Raw genomic sequence first — 15,429 nt, 5'->3', positions numbered from 1 at the left:
GCCTGACCCCATATCGTTGGGGCCAGGCCCGATTTTGCCTCTTGACAATGTCCTGCTCATATTAAAAGGAACGTCCCCAAGTGCCAAACTACCCTACTCCGGCAACGCCGATGTTTTGGCGCAGACAGCGAAAGCCCGCCAGAGCGAGCAAGGTGCCTTGAAACAAGGCAGCATTGATCTTTTGATCATGCCGCCGAAGTTGAAAGGCAGATTGCCGCTCTGACGGGCTTGCAGCGTCAACTGGTTACGCGGGTTGGTAAACCCGCGTAACTACAAATCTCCGCCGGCACCCAAAAGCTTGCGCATGACTTGCTCGGGGTTGACCGAGCCGTCGCGCGGGGCCAGGGCGGTGATCTTCTTCTGCATCTTGTACTCATGCAGCTCGTCCTCGAGCTGGCGCACGCGAGCACGGAGCTTTTCGTTCTCGCGCTCACGCTCCTCGGCACGCTCCTTCATATCGAGGATGCGCACCACGCCGGCAAGGTTGATGCCCTCGTCGGTCAGTTGGTTGATGAGTTCCAGACGCTCGATATCGGCACGGGAATACAGGCGCGTGTTACCGCCCGAGCGCTGGGGGTTCACCAGGCCCTTGGACTCGTAGACGCGCAGAGTCTGCGGATGCATGCCGGTCAGCTCGGCCGCCACGCTGATCATGTACAGCGGTTTGTTCCTATTGTCCTCGGCCATGCTACCTGACCCCTTTCCGTCTCGCACATCTCCATCATAAGCCTGCGGCCAGCCCGTGGGCCACGCAACCAAACTAGTACGTTGCCTTGTAACGGTTGACCTTCTCGCGATAATCGCGCGTGTCGGCCTCGCGCAGCCTGGTCATGGCATCGCGCTCATCGTCGGACAGGTTCGTGGGAACCTGCACCTTGATCTCGACGAGCAGCGCGCCCGTGCGGCCGCGATGCTTAACGTCGGGCGCACCCATCTCCTTAAAGCGGAACTTCTTGCCCGTCTGGGTGCCAGCGGGCACCTTCAGACGAACCGTCGCACCGCCGGGCGTGGGCACGTCCACCGTGCAGCCGAGCGCCGCCTCGTAGACCGAGACCGGCACCTCCATGGTCACATCGGCACCCTTGCGCTTAAACAGCGGATGCTCCTCCACGTGTGTGGTCACGACCAGGTCGCCGCGCTCGCCTCCGGCAACGCCGTACTCGCCACGGCGCTTGTAACGCAATTTGCCGCCGTCGACCGCGCCTGCAGGCACCGTGACCGTAATGGTCTGCTGCTCGCCCGTCGAGGGAATACGGTAGGTGACCTTGTGCGTCACACCGCGAAACGCGTCCTCGGCCGTCACATCAACGGTCAGCGACAGGTCGCCGCCCTTGCGAGCGCGGCTGCGGCCAGCGCCGGCACCGGCAGCGCCCGCAGTCCCGGCAAAGCCCGAGCCCCAATCGCTGCCCCAAGCGCCGTTGCCGCTAAAGATGCTGTCGAAGATATCGCCCCAGCCGCTGGCACCCGCGCCGGCACCGTAGCCACCGCCATACGCGCCGCCCGCGCCCGGCATGCCGCCAAACATGAGCATCTGGTCGTACTCTTTGCGCTTCTTTTCGTCCGAAAGCGTCTCGTAGGCCTCGCTGATCTCCTTAAACTTGGCCTCGTCGCCGCCGGCATCGGGGTGATATTTTTGCGCGAGCTTGCGAAACGCGCTCTTGATCTCTTTGTCGGAGGCGCTCTTGGATACGCCCAGGATGTCATAGAAGGTTTTGCCTGCAGCCATCGTAGCTCCTCTCCTGTTACGTCCGCCGTCCATGCAGACGACGGCTCATGCTTTCATATGGCACTAGGCCAGAAAGGGCCCCGGGTGTTGCCCCGGGGCCCTTCTCAATTACTCCTCGGTGCTCTCGGCCGTATCGGCCGCGGCATCCTCGGGCGCCGCTTCGGGCTCCGGTGCGGGGCGCTTCTCGCCACCGTAGGTCACCGTCACCATCGCGGAACGCAGGATGCGATCCGCCATGCGGTAGCCCTTCTGGTACACGTCGTTGACGGTCTCGTCGTACTGCGATGCGTCCTCGACACGCCCCACGGCCTGGTGCTCGAGCGGATCGAACGCCTCGCCCTTGGGGTCGATGGGCTCAACGCCCTCGTGCGCAAACACATCGAGCAGCTTGGCATGCACCGCGTCAACGCCATCGACGAACTGCTTAAAATCGTCGGAAAGCTCCTGGCTACGGGCATGGTCGATTGCACGCTCGATATCGTCAACCACCGGCAGCAGCGCAGTGACGAGCTTCTCGGTCGCGCGCTCGCGCTCGGCGATGCGCTCGTTAGCGGTGCGGCGACGGAAGTTCTCCCAGTCGGCCTGTAGACGGGCGGTGCGCTCGGTGGCGTCCTTTGCCTTGTCCTCGGCGGCCTTCTGAGCCTCTGCCGCAGCATCGAGCTCGCTGCGCACGTCGGCAAGCTCCTTTTGGGCCTGCTCGAACTTGAGCTTAAAGTCGTTGTCGGCGGCTTCCTCACCGGCGCGGATAGCAGCTTCCACCATCTCGTCCTCGGTCATCGTCGCCTCCTTGTTGGAATCCTCTACTTGGTTCTCGGCAGCCTCGGCGGCCGGGGCCTCGTTGGCCTCGGTAACGTCTGCGGCCTCTACGGGAATCTTCACGTCCTTCTCCTCAGAGTCAACGGGGGCGGCGCCAGCGGCGGCCGCCTCCGTGCGAGCTTTACGGGCGGACATGATTATTTGTCCTCGTCGTCCACAACCTCGTAGTCGGCGTCGACGACGTCATCGTCGGCAGGCTGGGCGCCGGCGGCACCGTCGGTCTGCTGCTGAGCGTCGGCGTAGACAACCTGGGCCAGCTCGTAGGCCACGGACTGCAGGGACTCGCCGGCGGCCTTGATGGCCTCGACGTCAGAGCCCTCGAGCGCCTTCTTGGCGTCGGCGATAGCGGCCTCGGCCTTGGACTTCACGTCGGCGGAAACCTTGTCGCCCAGCTCGTTGAGGGTCTGCTCGGTGGAGTAGCACAGGCTGTCGGTCTGGTTGCGGACCTCGACCTCTTCCTTCTGCTTCTTGTCCTCCTCGGCATGAGCCTCGGCGTCCTTGACCATACGATCGACTTCGTCGTCGGAAAGCGCGGTGGAGCCGGAGATGGTGATCTGCTGCTCCTTGCCGGTGCCCTTGTCCTTAGCAGAGACCTTGACGATGCCGTTGGCGTCAATGTCGAAGGTAACCTCGATCTGCGGCACGCCGCGGCGGGCAGCCGGGATACCGGTCAGCTGGAACTTACCGAGCGACTTGTTGTCGCGGGCAAGCTCGCGCTCGCCCTGGAGCACGTTGATCTCGACGCTGGTCTGGTTGTCGGCAGCGGTGGAGTAAACCTCGGTCTTGGAGGTCGGGATCGTGGTGTTGCGGTCGATCATCTTGGTCATGATGCCGCCCATGGTCTCGACGCCCAGCGACAGCGGGGTAACGTCGAGCAGCAGGATGCCCTCGACGTCGCCGGTGAGCACGCCGCCCTGGACGGCAGCGCCGTCGGCAACGACCTCGTCGGGGTTCACGGACATGTTGGGCTGCTTGCCGGTCATGGTCTTGACGAGCTCCTGGACGGCGGGCATACGGGTGGAGCCGCCGACGAGGATGACCTCGGTCAGATCGGAGAGCTTAAGCTTGGCGTCGCGCAGGGCGTTGGTGACAGGCTGCTTGCAGCGCTCGAGCAGGTCGCGGGTGATCTTCTCGAACTCGGCGCGGGTCAGCGTGTAGTTGAGGTGCAGCGGGCCGGACTGGTTCATGGTAATGAACGGCAGGTTGATGGTGGTCTGCTGGGCGGCGGAGAGCTCCTTCTTGGCGTTCTCGGCGGCCTCCTTCAGACGCTGCAGGGCCATGGGGTCCTGACGCAGGTCGACACCGTTCTCCTGCTGGAACTTATCGGCCATCCAGTCGATGACGCGCTGATCCCAGTCGTCGCCGCCCAGGTGGTTGTCACCCGAGGTGGACAGAACCTCAAACACGCCGTCGGCGAGGTCGAGGATGGAGACGTCGAAGGTGCCGCCGCCCAGGTCGAAGACCAGGATGCGCTGGTCGGTGCCCTGCTTGTCCAGGCCATAGGCAAGAGCAGCAGCGGTCGGCTCGTTGACGATACGCTTGACGTTGAGGCCGGCGATCTTACCGGCGTCCTTGGTGGCCTGACGCTGGGCGTCGTTGAAGTAGGCCGGGACGGTGATGACGGCGTCGGTGACAGTCTCGCCCAGATACTTCTCGGCGTCGGCCTTCATCTTGGCGAGCGTCATGGCGCTCACCTGCTCGGCGGTGTAATCCTTGCCCTCGATGTCGACGACGGCACGGCCACCCTGGCCCTCCTTGACCTCGTACGGCACGGTCTTGATCTCGGAGGTGCACTCGGAGTACTTGCGGCCCATGAAGCGCTTGATGGAGAACACGGTGTTCTTGGGGTTGGTGACAGCCTGGTTCTTAGCGGCCTTACCCACGACGCGGTCGCCGTCGGCACGGAAGCCCACGACGGACGGGGTGGTGCGGTCGCCCTCGGCGTTCACGATAATGGTCGGAGAACCGCCCTCGAGGACGGCCATTGCGGAGTTAGTAGTACCAAGGTCGATACCAAGAATCTTGCCCATTAGAAATTCCCTCTCTCTTGTGCGTTTGCACCGACTCGGCGGTCTGCCGCGTGGCGCTTCGGCTTGTCTTTCAGGATGTAGTGTATCCCCTTATGGGCCGGAATATACAAAATCTAAGTCAATTCATATAAGATTTCTTATTGCTGAGAGTTTAGGTTCTTAAATGCGCAGGTAGATGCGCTGATTGAGTTCTCGGCAAATCTATTGAGATCTATGTAGAGATGGCTGAGGTTTGGGTCCGGGGGCGCCTGGGGCTGCCTTGTGGAAAGCTCGTCCCGGTTTGAGCGTGGATTCCGGGTCGCAGTTTCCGTCTGAAGACTCAACCGGAAACCGTATCCCGTTTTGAGAGCTGATACCGGCTCGCATTTTCCGCTAGCGGGCCTAACCGGAAACTGCAACCCGTTTTTCGACAAAATAATGGGATGCGGTTTCCGCAAGCACGCTCAATAGCTCAATATTTCAAGTCACCTTTAGCTAACATTTGCGCAGCTCAACGGCCCCACCTGCGCATTTTTTAGTAAACCTTGGCATACTCGGCGAACGGTATGAAGATGCCGGTCAGAGGGTATTGCAAACGGTCGCTCCCGTGGTATGTTTTTGCCCGAATCAAACCGGCGCGCATCGCCTGTAGCGTCGGTCAACAGAGAGGAAACTACCATGGCTCATCCCGTAATTGATGCCGACGAGTGCATCGCTTGTGGCGTTTGCGTCGACTCCTGCCCCGCTGGCGTTCTGGAGCTCCAGGACGTCGCTACCGTCGCTGACGAGGACTCCTGCGTCGCCTGTGGCGCTTGCCAGGACGCTTGCCCCGCTGGCGCGATCACCGAGATCGTCGAGGAGTAACAACTCCCCCACTTGCACACTCACAAGTACACCGTGCACAAAAAGGAGGCCTCCGCATCGCCGCGGAGGCCTCCTTTTGCATTCGTCGTTACTAGGACAGGTCATCTTCGTAGGGCATCAGATCTGCCAGGTAGCCTTTCTCTTTGAGCATGGCCTCGATCTCGTCGAGGGTCTGTTCGTCCTCCGCCGCAATGCGATGGAAGTGGTAGCCGCTGGTCACCGTCAGCAGCGGAAAGCTCTTGCCGCTCTCGATATCGCGCAGATAGCGCTCGACATCGCGACGATTGCGGATGTCCAGGTCGGCCGTAATCTTACCGTACACGCGGTGATTGACAATCACGTTGAGCACGGCGCCGCCGGCGTCGACGATACTCGTGAGCTCATCGCCTGCCTGCTCCACGCTGTGGCGAACCTTGACCAAGCGCGTAGGCACGGCGGGGCTGCTGGGGGCCTCCTGCAGCACGTAGCCGCGGTTGGTCGCCACGATATCGTGCCCATCGGCGCGCAGCAGGGCGATGTCCTGCACCACGATCTGGCGGCTCACACCCACCTCGCGGGCAAGCGCGCTGCCCGATACGGGCCCCTTGGCCCCCTCGAGCACGGCCATGATGGCACGGCGACGCTCGCGGGCGTTCATTATTTACCGTCCAGCAGACGCAGGTGCTTAAGCGAGAGATCGAGGATCGGCGCGGAGTGCGTCAGGGCGCCCGAGCTAATGAAGTCAACGCCCAGGTCGGCCAGGGCGCGAATGTTGTTGGCGTCCACGTTGCCCGAGCACTCGGTCTTGGCGCGACCGGCGATAAGCTCGATAGCGGCGGCCATGTCGTCATGGGTCATGTTGTCGAACATGATGATGTCGGCGCCGGCCTCCACGGCCTCGCGCACCATGTCCAGGTTCTCGCACTCGATCTCGACCGTCGTGGTAAACGATGCATGGGCGCGCGCCATCTCGATCGCGCGCGTCACGCCACCGGCGGCATCGATGTGGTTGTCCTTGAGCATGACGGCTGTCGACAGGTTGTAGCGATGGTTGCTGCCGCCGCCGATCTCGACCGCGGCCTTCTCGAAGACGCGCATGCCCGGCGTGGTCTTGCGTGTGTCGACGAGCACGGTCTTGGTACCCTCGAGCGCCGCTGCCATTCTGTGCGTATAGGTAGCGATACCGCTCATGCGCTGCAGGTAGTTGAGCGCCACGCGCTCGCCCGAAAGCAGCACGCGCGCATCGCCGCGCACCTGGCCCACGTGGTCGCCGGCGTGTACCTCGTCACCGTCGGCAACATCAAACAGCACCGAGCTCTGCGGATCCAGCAGCTCAAAGGTGCGAGCGAACACGTCCAGACCGGCGATGATGCCATCGGCCTTGGCGATGAGCTCCACCGTGGCGGGGCGCGCCGTGGAACACACACTCGCCGTGCTCACATCCTCAAACGTGATGTCCTCGCGTAGAGCCTGCAGAATCAGATCATCGACGACGAGCTTCATGGTAATGGGATTCATGGTCTACTCCTCCACGGCCTGCGTGCCAGCGGCACGGGCCAAATCATCGATTGCCAGGGAGTCGGCGCTCAGGGCGCGATGACGCCCGTCGAGCGCGGGCTCGCCCGCCTGCTCCACGGCGAGCGACTCGCCGGTGCGCATGCACCAGGCGGCACGGCGGCCCCAAACCAGGGACTCGAGCAGGCTGTTGGAAGCCAGGCGATTCTTGCCGTGCACGCCGTTGCAGGCCGTCTCACCGGCTGCGTAGAGCTCGGGCATCGAGGTGCGGCCGTCCTTGTCGACCCACACGCCGCCCATAAAGTAGTGCTGCGTAGGCGTAACGGGGATGGGCTCGTCCAAGATGTCGCGGCCGTCCTCCAAGCAGCGTGCGCGAATGTTGGCAAAGTGCCCGGTCACTACATCGCGCTCAACGGGGGCAAAGCTCAGCCACTCGTGCTCGGTACCGTCCTGCTTCATCTGCTCGCGAATAGCGGCAGCGACCACATCGCGCGGCTGAAGCTCGTCGGTAAAGCGCTCACCGGCGGCATTGAGCAGAATCGCGCCCTCGCCGCGGCAGCTCTCGCTGATCAGGAACGTGCGGCCTGGCTGCGGCGAGAACAGACCCGTGGGGTGAACCTGCACGTAGTCCAGGTGCTCCATCTTAATGCCATGCTCCTGAGCGATGTAGCAGGCATCGCCCGTGAGCTGCGGATAGTTGGTCGAGTGGTCGTATACGCCGCCGATGCCGCCCGTCGCCCACAGCGTGTGGCGGGCATGGATCTTAAACGGCTTACCGGCATGCACGCCCTCAACGGCATTTGCCAGCTCGTCGGCGGGGCGAACCGAGTTGTCCTCGTCCACGGCTACGGCGACGACGCCGGTGCACACCGTGGCGCCATCGCGCTCGCCCGTTAGGATGTCGGTCATGGCCACGTGCTCCAAAATCTGCACGTTGTCCAGCTTGCGGACGGCTTGGAGCAGCTTGGTCGTGATCTCCTTGCCCGTAATGTCGGCATGGAAGGCAATGCGGGGGCGGCTGTGCGCGCCCTCGCGGGTAAAGTCGAGGCTGCCGTCGGCCTTGCGCTCAAAGTCCACGCCCATCGCCAGCAGGTCGTTGATGACCGAGCGGCTCGAACGGATCATGATGTCGACGCTCTCGCGGCGGTTCTCGTAGTGGCCGGCGTGCATGGTGTCCTCAAAGAAGGCATCGTAGTCCGAGCCCTCGGGCAGCACGCAAATGCCGCCCTGCGCGAGCATCGAATCGCACTCGTCGACAGCGCCCTTGGAGAGCATGATCACGCGCATGCTCGTCGGCAGGTTGAGAGCCGCATACAGGCCCGCCACGCCGCAGCCGGCAATAACGACGTCGCACTCCATATCGGGGTATTGCTTGGTTTCCACAGGAATCCTCTCCCTTGAATGTGACATAAGGGACCGTCCCTCATGCCGCATTGTTCTAGCACGCTGCGTACTCGAGCATGCGGTCGAGCGTGAGCTTGGCCTGATCGGCGGCCTCGTCCGACACGCCAATCTGCACCTCGCCCTCGCCCGTCTCCAGGCAGCGCACGAGCTTTTCGAGCGTGATGAGATCCATGTTGACGCAGGTGGGCTGCACCGCGGGGAAGTAGAACTTCTTGCCGGTGCCCTGGCAGCGGCGCTCGAGCTCGTAGAGCACGCCACGGACCGTCACGATAATGAACTCGCTCGCGTCGGACTCCTCGGCGTACTTGATGATGCCGGCGGTGGAGCCGATGTAGTCGGCCTCGGCCAGGACGTCGGCCTTGCACTCGGGGTGCGCCAGCACGAGCGCGTCGGGGTGGGCCTCCGTCGCGTCGACGATCTGCTCGACGGTGATGATGTGATGGCGCGGGCAGTAGCCGTTGTTGAGGATGACGTGCTTTTGCGGCACCTGCTCGGCTACGAAGCGGCCCAGGTTTTGGTCGGGAATGAACAGGATATGCTGCTGCGGCAGCTCGGACACGATCTTGACGGCGTTGGAGCTGGTGACGCACACGTCGCTCCAGCTCTTGATCTCGACCGTGGAGTTGACGTAGCACACCACGGCCAGGTCGTCGCCGTACTCGGCGCGCGCCGCGTCGACCGTCTCGCGCTTGACCATGTGCGCCATGGGACAGTCCGCGCCCGGCTCGGGCAGCAGCACGGTCTTGGTGGGGTTGAGCAGCTTGGCGCTCTCGCCCATAAACTCCACGCCGCACAGCACGATGGTCTGCTGCGGCAGGCTCTTGGCGAGCTTGGCCAGGTAGAAGCTGTCGCCGACGTAATCGGCAACGGCTTGGACCTCGGGCGCCACGTAATAGTGCGCTAGGATCACCGCGTCACGTTGGGTTTTTAGTTGCTGAATGGCCTCGACGAGCTCTGCGGGCACCAATGCCGCGCGCTCCGTTGCCGTCGTTGCCGATGCCAGGCCGGCCGCAATGTCGCGTGCAAGCTCCGATGCATCCATGTTCGCGCTCTGTGCCATCAAGGCCCCTCTCTTTTGGCGAATCTTGGGGCTTTAGTATGACACCTAGGTTTACAGCTGACAAGACAGCTGTAAACCTAGGTGTAAAGTTGAAATAAAGATTCAATCATGTGGCAGGTCCATTTTCGAACTGGCAAGCTGAGGATAGCCGAGCTCTCGATGGCGCAGGAGGCATCTTTCGCCACCGCAACACCGCTTGGCGCGAGCTGCACGCCGTGGGGCGCAAACGGTCCGCACCCCCGCAAGCGGCGCGTGCCCGATGTGGCAAAATCGAACTACTTAAGGGGGCCGAATGCTCAAGATTATTGCCTGCGACGATGATGTCGCTTTTCTAGATAGACTGCACCGGATGATCGACCGTTGGTCGACCGAGACGGGCACGGCGGTCGATGTTGCGCTCGTCACGCGTGGCGAGGGCCTGCTGGCCCGCCATGCCGCATCGCGCGCCGACATCATCTTGCTCGATATGATCATGCCGCTCGTCAACGGCATGGACACCGCACGCGAACTGCGCCAGGCCGACACCGCCGTGCGCCTGGTGTTCCTCACCTCGTCGCCCGAGTTCGCGCTGGAATCCTACGAGGTCCGCGCCTTCGACTATCTGCTCAAGCCCGTGACTTACGAACGCCTGGCGCGATTACTCGACGAGCTTTCGAGCATGCGCCCGGCGGCAACCGACGAGCTCGTGATCAAAACTTCCTTTGGCTACCACGCCCTGCGCCTGTCCGACATCGAATATGCCGAGGCGCGCAACAAGCACGTGGTCTTCCACCTGCGCGACGGACGCAATATCGAGGCACTCGAGTCGTTCCACAGCGTCGAGGACCGCTTGGAGCAAAACGCGGTCTTCTTTAAATGCCACCGCAGCTACCAGGTCAACCTGCGCAATATCGATCACTTTGACCGCACGGACATCGTCATGCGCTCGGGCGCGTGCATCCCGCTTTCGCGCAGCTGCAAGCAGGGATTCCAAGACGCCTACTTTGCGGTGCGCTTTGAGGGTGGGAGACACTGATGGTCTCCTCGGTCGAAATGGTCCTTTGGGCAATCCACCACGCCACGACGCTGCTCTTTGGCGTCTTTGCCTCGGCGGCGCTGTGCGGTGTCGAGATCAACCGGCGTCATGCGCTTGAACTGGTGCTGGTCGGCGTCGTGACCGGCGCTGCCTTTTCGATCGCCAATGCCGTCGGCGGCGAGCTTTTCGCCCGCCAGGTATATCCGCTCGTCGTGCATCTGCCGCTCGTCATCTATTTGTGCGCGCGCTACCGCCTGAGCCCGCTGCTTGCCGTGCTCGGCATTACGAGTGCCTATCTGAGCTGCCAGTTCAGCAATTGGATGGGCATCGCCGCATTTGCCGCAACCGATTCTCAGATCGCGCACTATCTGGCGCGCATCGCGACCACACTCGCCGTCTTTGCCGTCCTGCTGCATTGGGCCGGCGACATCGGTCCGCGCTTGGCGATTAAAAGCACCACCGAGCTGGGCATCCTTTTAATCCTGCCGCTCGTCTATTACGTCTTTGACTATGCCACCAACGTCTACACCACGCTGTTCCACTCGGGCTCGGTGGTGACGGTTGAGTTTTTGGCCTTTGCGCTCTGCGCGTTCTACCTTATGTTCCTCGCCGTCTACCTGCGTGAATACGAAGAAAAGGAAACCGCCGAGAGAGAGCGCTGGATGCTCGAAACCCGCGACAGCGTCGCCATCAAAGAGCTCGAGGCTTGGCGTCAATCTGGGCGCGAGCTGTCGATTCTTCGCCACGACATGCGCCACTTCCTACGCGGCCTGGCCGCTTTAATTGAAGAGGGCCACACCGACGAGGCGCTCGATCGCATCGACGAACTCTGCGAAGCCGGCGACCGCACCGCCGTACGCCGCTTCTGCGCCAACGAGACCGTAAACATCGCGCTTTCGTCATTTAACTCGGATATCAATAGAAACGGCATTACCGCCAACCTGCGCGCCGCCGTACCCGAAACCATCCACGTAGGTGACGCCGACCTGTTTAGCGTGCTCTCAAATGCCTTGGAAAACGCTATCACCGCCGCAAGCGCCGCACCCCAAGGAAAGCGATTCGTCGACTTTGACCTGCGATTAGAGGACGGCCAGCTGCTGCTGTTAGTTTCCAATACGTTTGACCGCGCGCCGCGCATGGTCGACGGCATGCCCGTGACCCGGCATGCGGGCCACGGCTTTGGCACCAAGAGCATCAAACTTGCCGTGGAGCGCATGAACGGTAACTGTCAGTTCCGCATTAACGGCGATCGGTTTGAGCTGCGCGCTGTGATGTAGGGACGCGATAAGCCGGCGCCGCGCTCGACCCGTCAGGGCCGCCTTACCGGCTCCGGTCCGCTACAGCGGAGCGGCCGCCGGAGTCAGCTGCTTGATGTAGGCCCACATGCGCTGCTTGGCGGCTTTGTCAGTGAGCGCCGCCTCAAAACCGTCGAGCGCGAGCACGCGGCGACCCTGCACATGGGCGACCAAGCCGGGCTTGAGCATGGCGGTGTCGAAGTCATCGATCGCCACGAGCATATCGGCGTAGGTCTCGCGCATGGCGTCAGCCGCGTTGTTGTCGAGCAGTAGCACCGCCTCGGGGTCCAAAGCCTCAAGCGCCTCACGGAACAGCTCGCACGGCAGAGTCTCGCCCACCGCGACCGCTCCGTCACCCACGCCGGCGACGCTTGCCAGCACGCAAAAATCCTCGGGCGCGTAGCCGATGGCCCCAAGCGCCTTGCGCAACGCCGCGCCATCCGGGCCGGCAGCAAGCTCGCCACCCGAACGCTCGGCCTCGTCCAAATCGCCTTTGACCAGAACGATCGGCGAGCACGCGTTGCCCGCGATACGCACGCCACGGACCGCAAGCGATGTGAGCTCCTGCTCGGCCGCCTGGGCGATGGCTTCTTTTTTCTGGCTTTGTGACGTGGGCATGCGCTCTCCAATCGTTTGCGTGCCCACCATTATATAAAAGAGCTGCCCGCGAGTGGTTGCTTTGCGGTCGGCTGGGTATAAGCACGGTCGTACTGAGTTTTACGCGGCCGAGCCGCGTCGCATTATGGAGGTCACCATGGCTGACATTAATCAGATTACCCCCGAGAACTTCGATTCCATCGTTAACGACAGCCTGCCCGTGCTGGTCGATTTTTGGGCACCGTGGTGCGGGCCCTGTCGATCCCTCTCGCCCATCGTTGACGAGGTTGCCGATGAGCTGGCGGGCAAGCTTGCCGTTGCCAAATGCAACGTCGACGACAACCAGGATCTGGCCATGAAGTATGGCGTCATGAGCATCCCCACGCTGATTGTGTTTAAGAACGGCGAGGAGATTGACCGCTCGGTTGGCGCTCTGCCCAAGGCGAGGCTGCAGGCGCTGCTGGAGAAGCATCTGTAATACGCCGGTCATGTGCTGCCGTCCATGAGCGGTTTTGCGCCGCTCACCGGAGAGCCGGGCGCTGCGCCCGCGACCACGGATAGTATGGTAATCACAAACAGCCCCCAGTGAACGGGTGCGGGTCAGACGGACTCGCACCCGTTTTCTTCATTTGCCTAGTCTTTGCCACAAGTTTTGTTATGGATTTAAAAACTCAGATCCGATAGCACGTTCGTAAGACTGGATCGTTTCGGCATTTGCCCTCTCGATATCATTAAGCGGTGATGTCATCGCATCAAATTCCTCAGGCGAGTATATGCCTTCATACCAATCCTTATTGTCGAAATACTCTTGAATCTTCTCATTCTTGAACTTGCGACCATGGCGTGCATATATTTCATTTCTTGCCAAGCAAAGCTCCCATGTGCTCATACCCATTTCTTCAATCTCCGCCTCGGTATAACGCCGTGAGTCGCTTTCAGAAAGTAAGTAACCGTCTACCGTCGAACTCTTCGCATCACAGTAATAGGAAAAGCTATCCATAACCTTATGTGATTGATCATCAATATATGACACGACAACCGTACGGCTATCACCCGAATCGCTACCGAGCGTCGATCGATATGCGAGCTTGCAAACTCCGTCCGAACCAACTACAACACTCCGGGGGTTAGTCGAAGCCTGCCCACCGTCCGTACCCACTTCTTTCAGGGACCAATTCTCCGGCTTCGACAACGCCTCTGTCGAAGAGCCGGTCACCTTGACATTCACCACCATCTCTGGAAACCCGGCGGAGTTATTTGATACCACTATTAATTCAGTTGCGCCCTCGTCGTCGACCTCGTCCTTTTCATCTGAGTTTTCCGGCTCAAACTCATCGGCGTCCGATTTATACATCGTATGCTGATAGGTTTGAGTGAATTCTGGTGATGGGTGCCCGCCCCCGAATCGATTCCAAACATAAAAGCCGCCAACAATGATGGCGGCCACCAGGCCAATTATCACGATTTTATTTGAATCGAATCCGCCAATTAACCCAATTACTCTTTTACCTAGTTCGTTGCCAGAATCCTCCGCCGCTGCCCTCCCCTTCGCATTATCCTTGCCATCGAATGGCATCCGCTCATTCTCTGTGGTCGACCGACCCACGTCAGAAGATACTTTCGCAGCACAAAAGGGGCAGTAAACTGTCCCCTCTTCTATCTCTGCGTTACATTTGGGACACTTCACTGTCTCCCCTTTCAAGCTGTCTTTTAACCATCAACATGACGCCGATATTCTTGATAGTTCGACAGATATGATGAGAATTCCGCCGATGTATCCGAATTTCCCGTCCGCCACGCCTTGTGGTCGATAATCTGGCTCTTGAACCCGTAGTACTCATCGATATACGCAATTAGACCGTCGACAGCGATAAGCTGCTCTTCGGGGTAATCACCCGATCCTCCAACATGAACCATCTCAATCCCAACGGAGTAAGAGTTCATGCCGTAATCGGGATAGCTTCCCCCTATCGGTAACGTTCCGACCTTGTCATCTCTCGAATCATCGATTGTTCCATACTGCTCGTTCTTCCCAGCATCGCCAAAACCGGCATGGTGCGCGATTTGATCGAGAGGCACACATTGAACGATCGACCCATCTTTTCCAACAACAAAATGAGCCGCTACCTTATTGCCGTTGGACTCCCACCAATCGATGACACTTTCAGGGGAAGAATCGCCCTCCGTATCGTGCAAAACGATGTACTTCTGAAACTCAGGGCCCTTAGGCCCATGCGCCAAGTCGGCGTAGTACCGTTCTTGAATGCTTGGCTGAAATTCCGAGCTCCCATCGATGGACGAAGAGCGAGATTCGTCTTGCTCTACAACCCCTGAAACCGTGTCAGCAACTCTCGCGTTGCAGACATCAAGCACATCTCCAACACCATCTGCACAAGCCGCCAGCACACAATTGCTTCCGCTGGATTTCACGACCTTTCTCACGCCAATACGACCGACCAGAACAATTCCCAAGCCGAACAAGAAAACGGCAAGCGCGGAGACGAGCCCCCGCGCCACCCATAAACGCCTAGAGCGTACTTGCATACGTGCTGACCACATCGCATGCCGTACTGATGAGGCCGCCCGCTTCGAGCAGCTTCGCCGCTGCCGCCCCGAGCTGCCCAACCGCCTCATTTTGAGCGGTCGAATTTGTTCCTTCCATTGCCGCGTTAAGCATGTCGTGCAGTGAATCGAGATCGTCCGCCACCGTGACGCACACACCTCGCTGCGTCTCCATCTTCGACACCAACGCGTTCAGCTCTGCAACGAGCTGGCCGATGTTCTGACTCATTTCTGTTCCTTTCCGTTGTCACAACAACCCAAATAGCACATTCGCAATAAGCGAAATTACCCCAATACAGCACGCACATAGAACCGCCGCCTGAGAAAGGCAGCCGCCTTTCGACTCCTCGGCTTTAACGGGAAGAGGATCCAGCATCGCCTTCTCTTCTTCCACCAGAAGACGCTTCCGGTCAAGAGCCGCCCGTCGAGCATCCAGTGCATTTGAAGATCGCTGACTCAACTCGTTCACAGACGTATCTTTTTCAATCATCTCGATATAGCAATCGATTTGGCTCTGTTAGACCAGGATTGACATTCCGCCCCGTCATCTTCTTGCGATTGCACAATGGTCGCCCCTTGTCGAATCT

17 protein-coding genes are annotated in these 15,429 nt (G+C 60.5%); 5 read left to right on the top strand and 12 right to left on the bottom strand.

The genetic code is table 11. The features are described 5' to 3' along the window. The coding region (locus I2D57_RS09930; protein WP_229055722.1) for a hypothetical protein at positions 1-223 on the top strand (223 nt) is incomplete at its 5' end. Positions 224-270: 47 nt separating this feature from the next. On the opposite strand, the gene I2D57_RS08825 is transcribed toward I2D57_RS09930, so the two are convergent. The 4 genes from I2D57_RS08825 to dnaK form a co-directional block, all read right to left on the bottom strand. Continuing rightward, positions 271-687 carry a heat shock protein transcriptional repressor HspR gene (locus tag I2D57_RS08825; RefSeq protein ID WP_006235210.1) on the bottom strand — a complete coding sequence of 139 codons (417 nt, stop codon included), beginning with the start codon at positions 685-687 and terminating at the stop codon, positions 271-273. Positions 688-760: 73 nt separating this feature from the next. Then, positions 761-1,726 carry a DnaJ C-terminal domain-containing protein gene (locus I2D57_RS08820; protein WP_195362207.1) on the bottom strand — a complete coding sequence of 322 codons (966 nt, stop codon included), beginning with the start codon at positions 1,724-1,726 and terminating at the stop codon, positions 761-763. Positions 1,727-1,834: 108 nt separating this feature from the next. Beyond that, complete coding sequence (locus I2D57_RS08815; protein ID WP_195362206.1) at positions 1,835-2,677, bottom strand: nucleotide exchange factor GrpE; 843 nt, start codon at positions 2,675-2,677, stop codon at positions 1,835-1,837. Positions 2,678-2,679: 2 nt separating this feature from the next. Continuing rightward, on the bottom strand, positions 2,680-4,572 hold the full coding sequence (gene dnaK, locus I2D57_RS08810) for a molecular chaperone DnaK (RefSeq protein WP_006235214.1): 1,893 nt from the start codon (positions 4,570-4,572) through the stop codon (positions 2,680-2,682). A 591-nt stretch (positions 4,573-5,163) separates the two neighbouring features. Here dnaK and I2D57_RS08805 point away from each other — a divergent pair. Continuing rightward, the gene (locus I2D57_RS08805) at positions 5,164-5,415 is read left to right on the top strand and encodes an indolepyruvate ferredoxin oxidoreductase subunit alpha (RefSeq protein ID WP_158564522.1); all 252 of its coding nucleotides are present in this window, start codon (positions 5,164-5,166) and stop codon (positions 5,413-5,415) included. 91 nt (positions 5,416-5,506) lie between these two features. Here the strand turns inward: I2D57_RS08805 and I2D57_RS08800 are convergent, their stop codons facing one another. Genes I2D57_RS08800 through nadA form a run of 4 tightly spaced genes read right to left on the bottom strand, consistent with a single transcriptional unit; the run spans position 5,507 to position 9,373 of the window. Then, positions 5,507-6,052 carry a transcription repressor NadR gene (locus I2D57_RS08800; RefSeq protein ID WP_006235217.1) on the bottom strand — a complete coding sequence of 182 codons (546 nt, stop codon included), beginning with the start codon at positions 6,050-6,052 and terminating at the stop codon, positions 5,507-5,509. Next, complete coding sequence (gene nadC, locus I2D57_RS08795; protein ID WP_195362205.1) at positions 6,052-6,912, bottom strand: carboxylating nicotinate-nucleotide diphosphorylase; 861 nt, start codon at positions 6,910-6,912, stop codon at positions 6,052-6,054. The genes I2D57_RS08800 and nadC overlap by 1 nt, the downstream gene beginning before the upstream one ends. 3 nt (positions 6,913-6,915) lie before the next feature. Next, complete coding sequence (locus I2D57_RS08790) at positions 6,916-8,292, bottom strand: L-aspartate oxidase (RefSeq protein WP_324249221.1); 1,377 nt, start codon at positions 8,290-8,292, stop codon at positions 6,916-6,918. Positions 8,293-8,347: 55 nt separating this feature from the next. Beyond that, entirely contained in the window at positions 8,348-9,373 is a 1,026-nt protein-coding gene (gene nadA, locus I2D57_RS08785) for a quinolinate synthase NadA (RefSeq protein WP_195362203.1), read from the bottom strand. Between the two features lie 292 nt (positions 9,374-9,665). Here nadA and I2D57_RS08780 point away from each other — a divergent pair, with 292 nt between their 5' ends. Then, a complete protein-coding gene (locus I2D57_RS08780) occupies positions 9,666-10,388 on the top strand; it encodes a LytR/AlgR family response regulator transcription factor (RefSeq protein ID WP_195362202.1) in 723 nt (240 codons plus the stop codon). After that, positions 10,388-11,665, top strand: a complete 1,278-nt coding sequence (locus I2D57_RS08775; protein ID WP_195362201.1) for a sensor histidine kinase — start codon at positions 10,388-10,390, stop codon at positions 11,663-11,665. The genes I2D57_RS08780 and I2D57_RS08775 overlap by 1 nt, the downstream gene beginning before the upstream one ends. Before the next feature lie 60 nt (positions 11,666-11,725). Here the strand turns inward: I2D57_RS08775 and I2D57_RS08770 are convergent, their stop codons facing one another. Beyond that, entirely contained in the window at positions 11,726-12,301 is a 576-nt protein-coding gene (locus I2D57_RS08770) for a hypothetical protein (RefSeq protein ID WP_055285316.1), read from the bottom strand. Between the two features lie 136 nt (positions 12,302-12,437). On the opposite strand from I2D57_RS08770, the gene trxA reads away from it, so the two are divergent. After that, positions 12,438-12,758, top strand: coding sequence for a thioredoxin (gene trxA, locus I2D57_RS08765; RefSeq protein ID WP_022093990.1), 321 nt, complete (start codon positions 12,438-12,440; stop codon positions 12,756-12,758). Positions 12,759-12,935: 177 nt separating this feature from the next. On the opposite strand, the gene I2D57_RS08760 is transcribed toward trxA, so the two are convergent. The 3 genes from I2D57_RS08760 to I2D57_RS08750 form a co-directional block, all read right to left on the bottom strand. After that, the gene (locus I2D57_RS08760; RefSeq protein ID WP_195362200.1) at positions 12,936-13,856 is read right to left on the bottom strand and encodes a YARHG domain-containing protein; all 921 of its coding nucleotides are present in this window, start codon (positions 13,854-13,856) and stop codon (positions 12,936-12,938) included. 134 nt (positions 13,857-13,990) lie between these two features. After that, a complete protein-coding gene (locus I2D57_RS08755) occupies positions 13,991-14,824 on the bottom strand; it encodes an N-acetylmuramoyl-L-alanine amidase (RefSeq protein WP_229055720.1) in 834 nt (277 codons plus the stop codon). Continuing rightward, a complete protein-coding gene (locus tag I2D57_RS08750) occupies positions 14,808-15,071 on the bottom strand; it encodes a hypothetical protein (protein ID WP_195362198.1) in 264 nt (87 codons plus the stop codon). Before I2D57_RS08750 ends, I2D57_RS08755 begins: the two co-directional genes overlap by 17 nt. Positions 15,072-15,429: the final 358 nt, after the last annotated feature.

It is taken from the genome of Collinsella aerofaciens, assembly GCF_015553355.1.
Classification (GTDB): Bacteria; Actinomycetota; Coriobacteriia; order Coriobacteriales; family Coriobacteriaceae; genus Collinsella; species Collinsella aerofaciens_V.
This window is presented reverse-complemented; position numbering and strand designations above follow the sequence as displayed.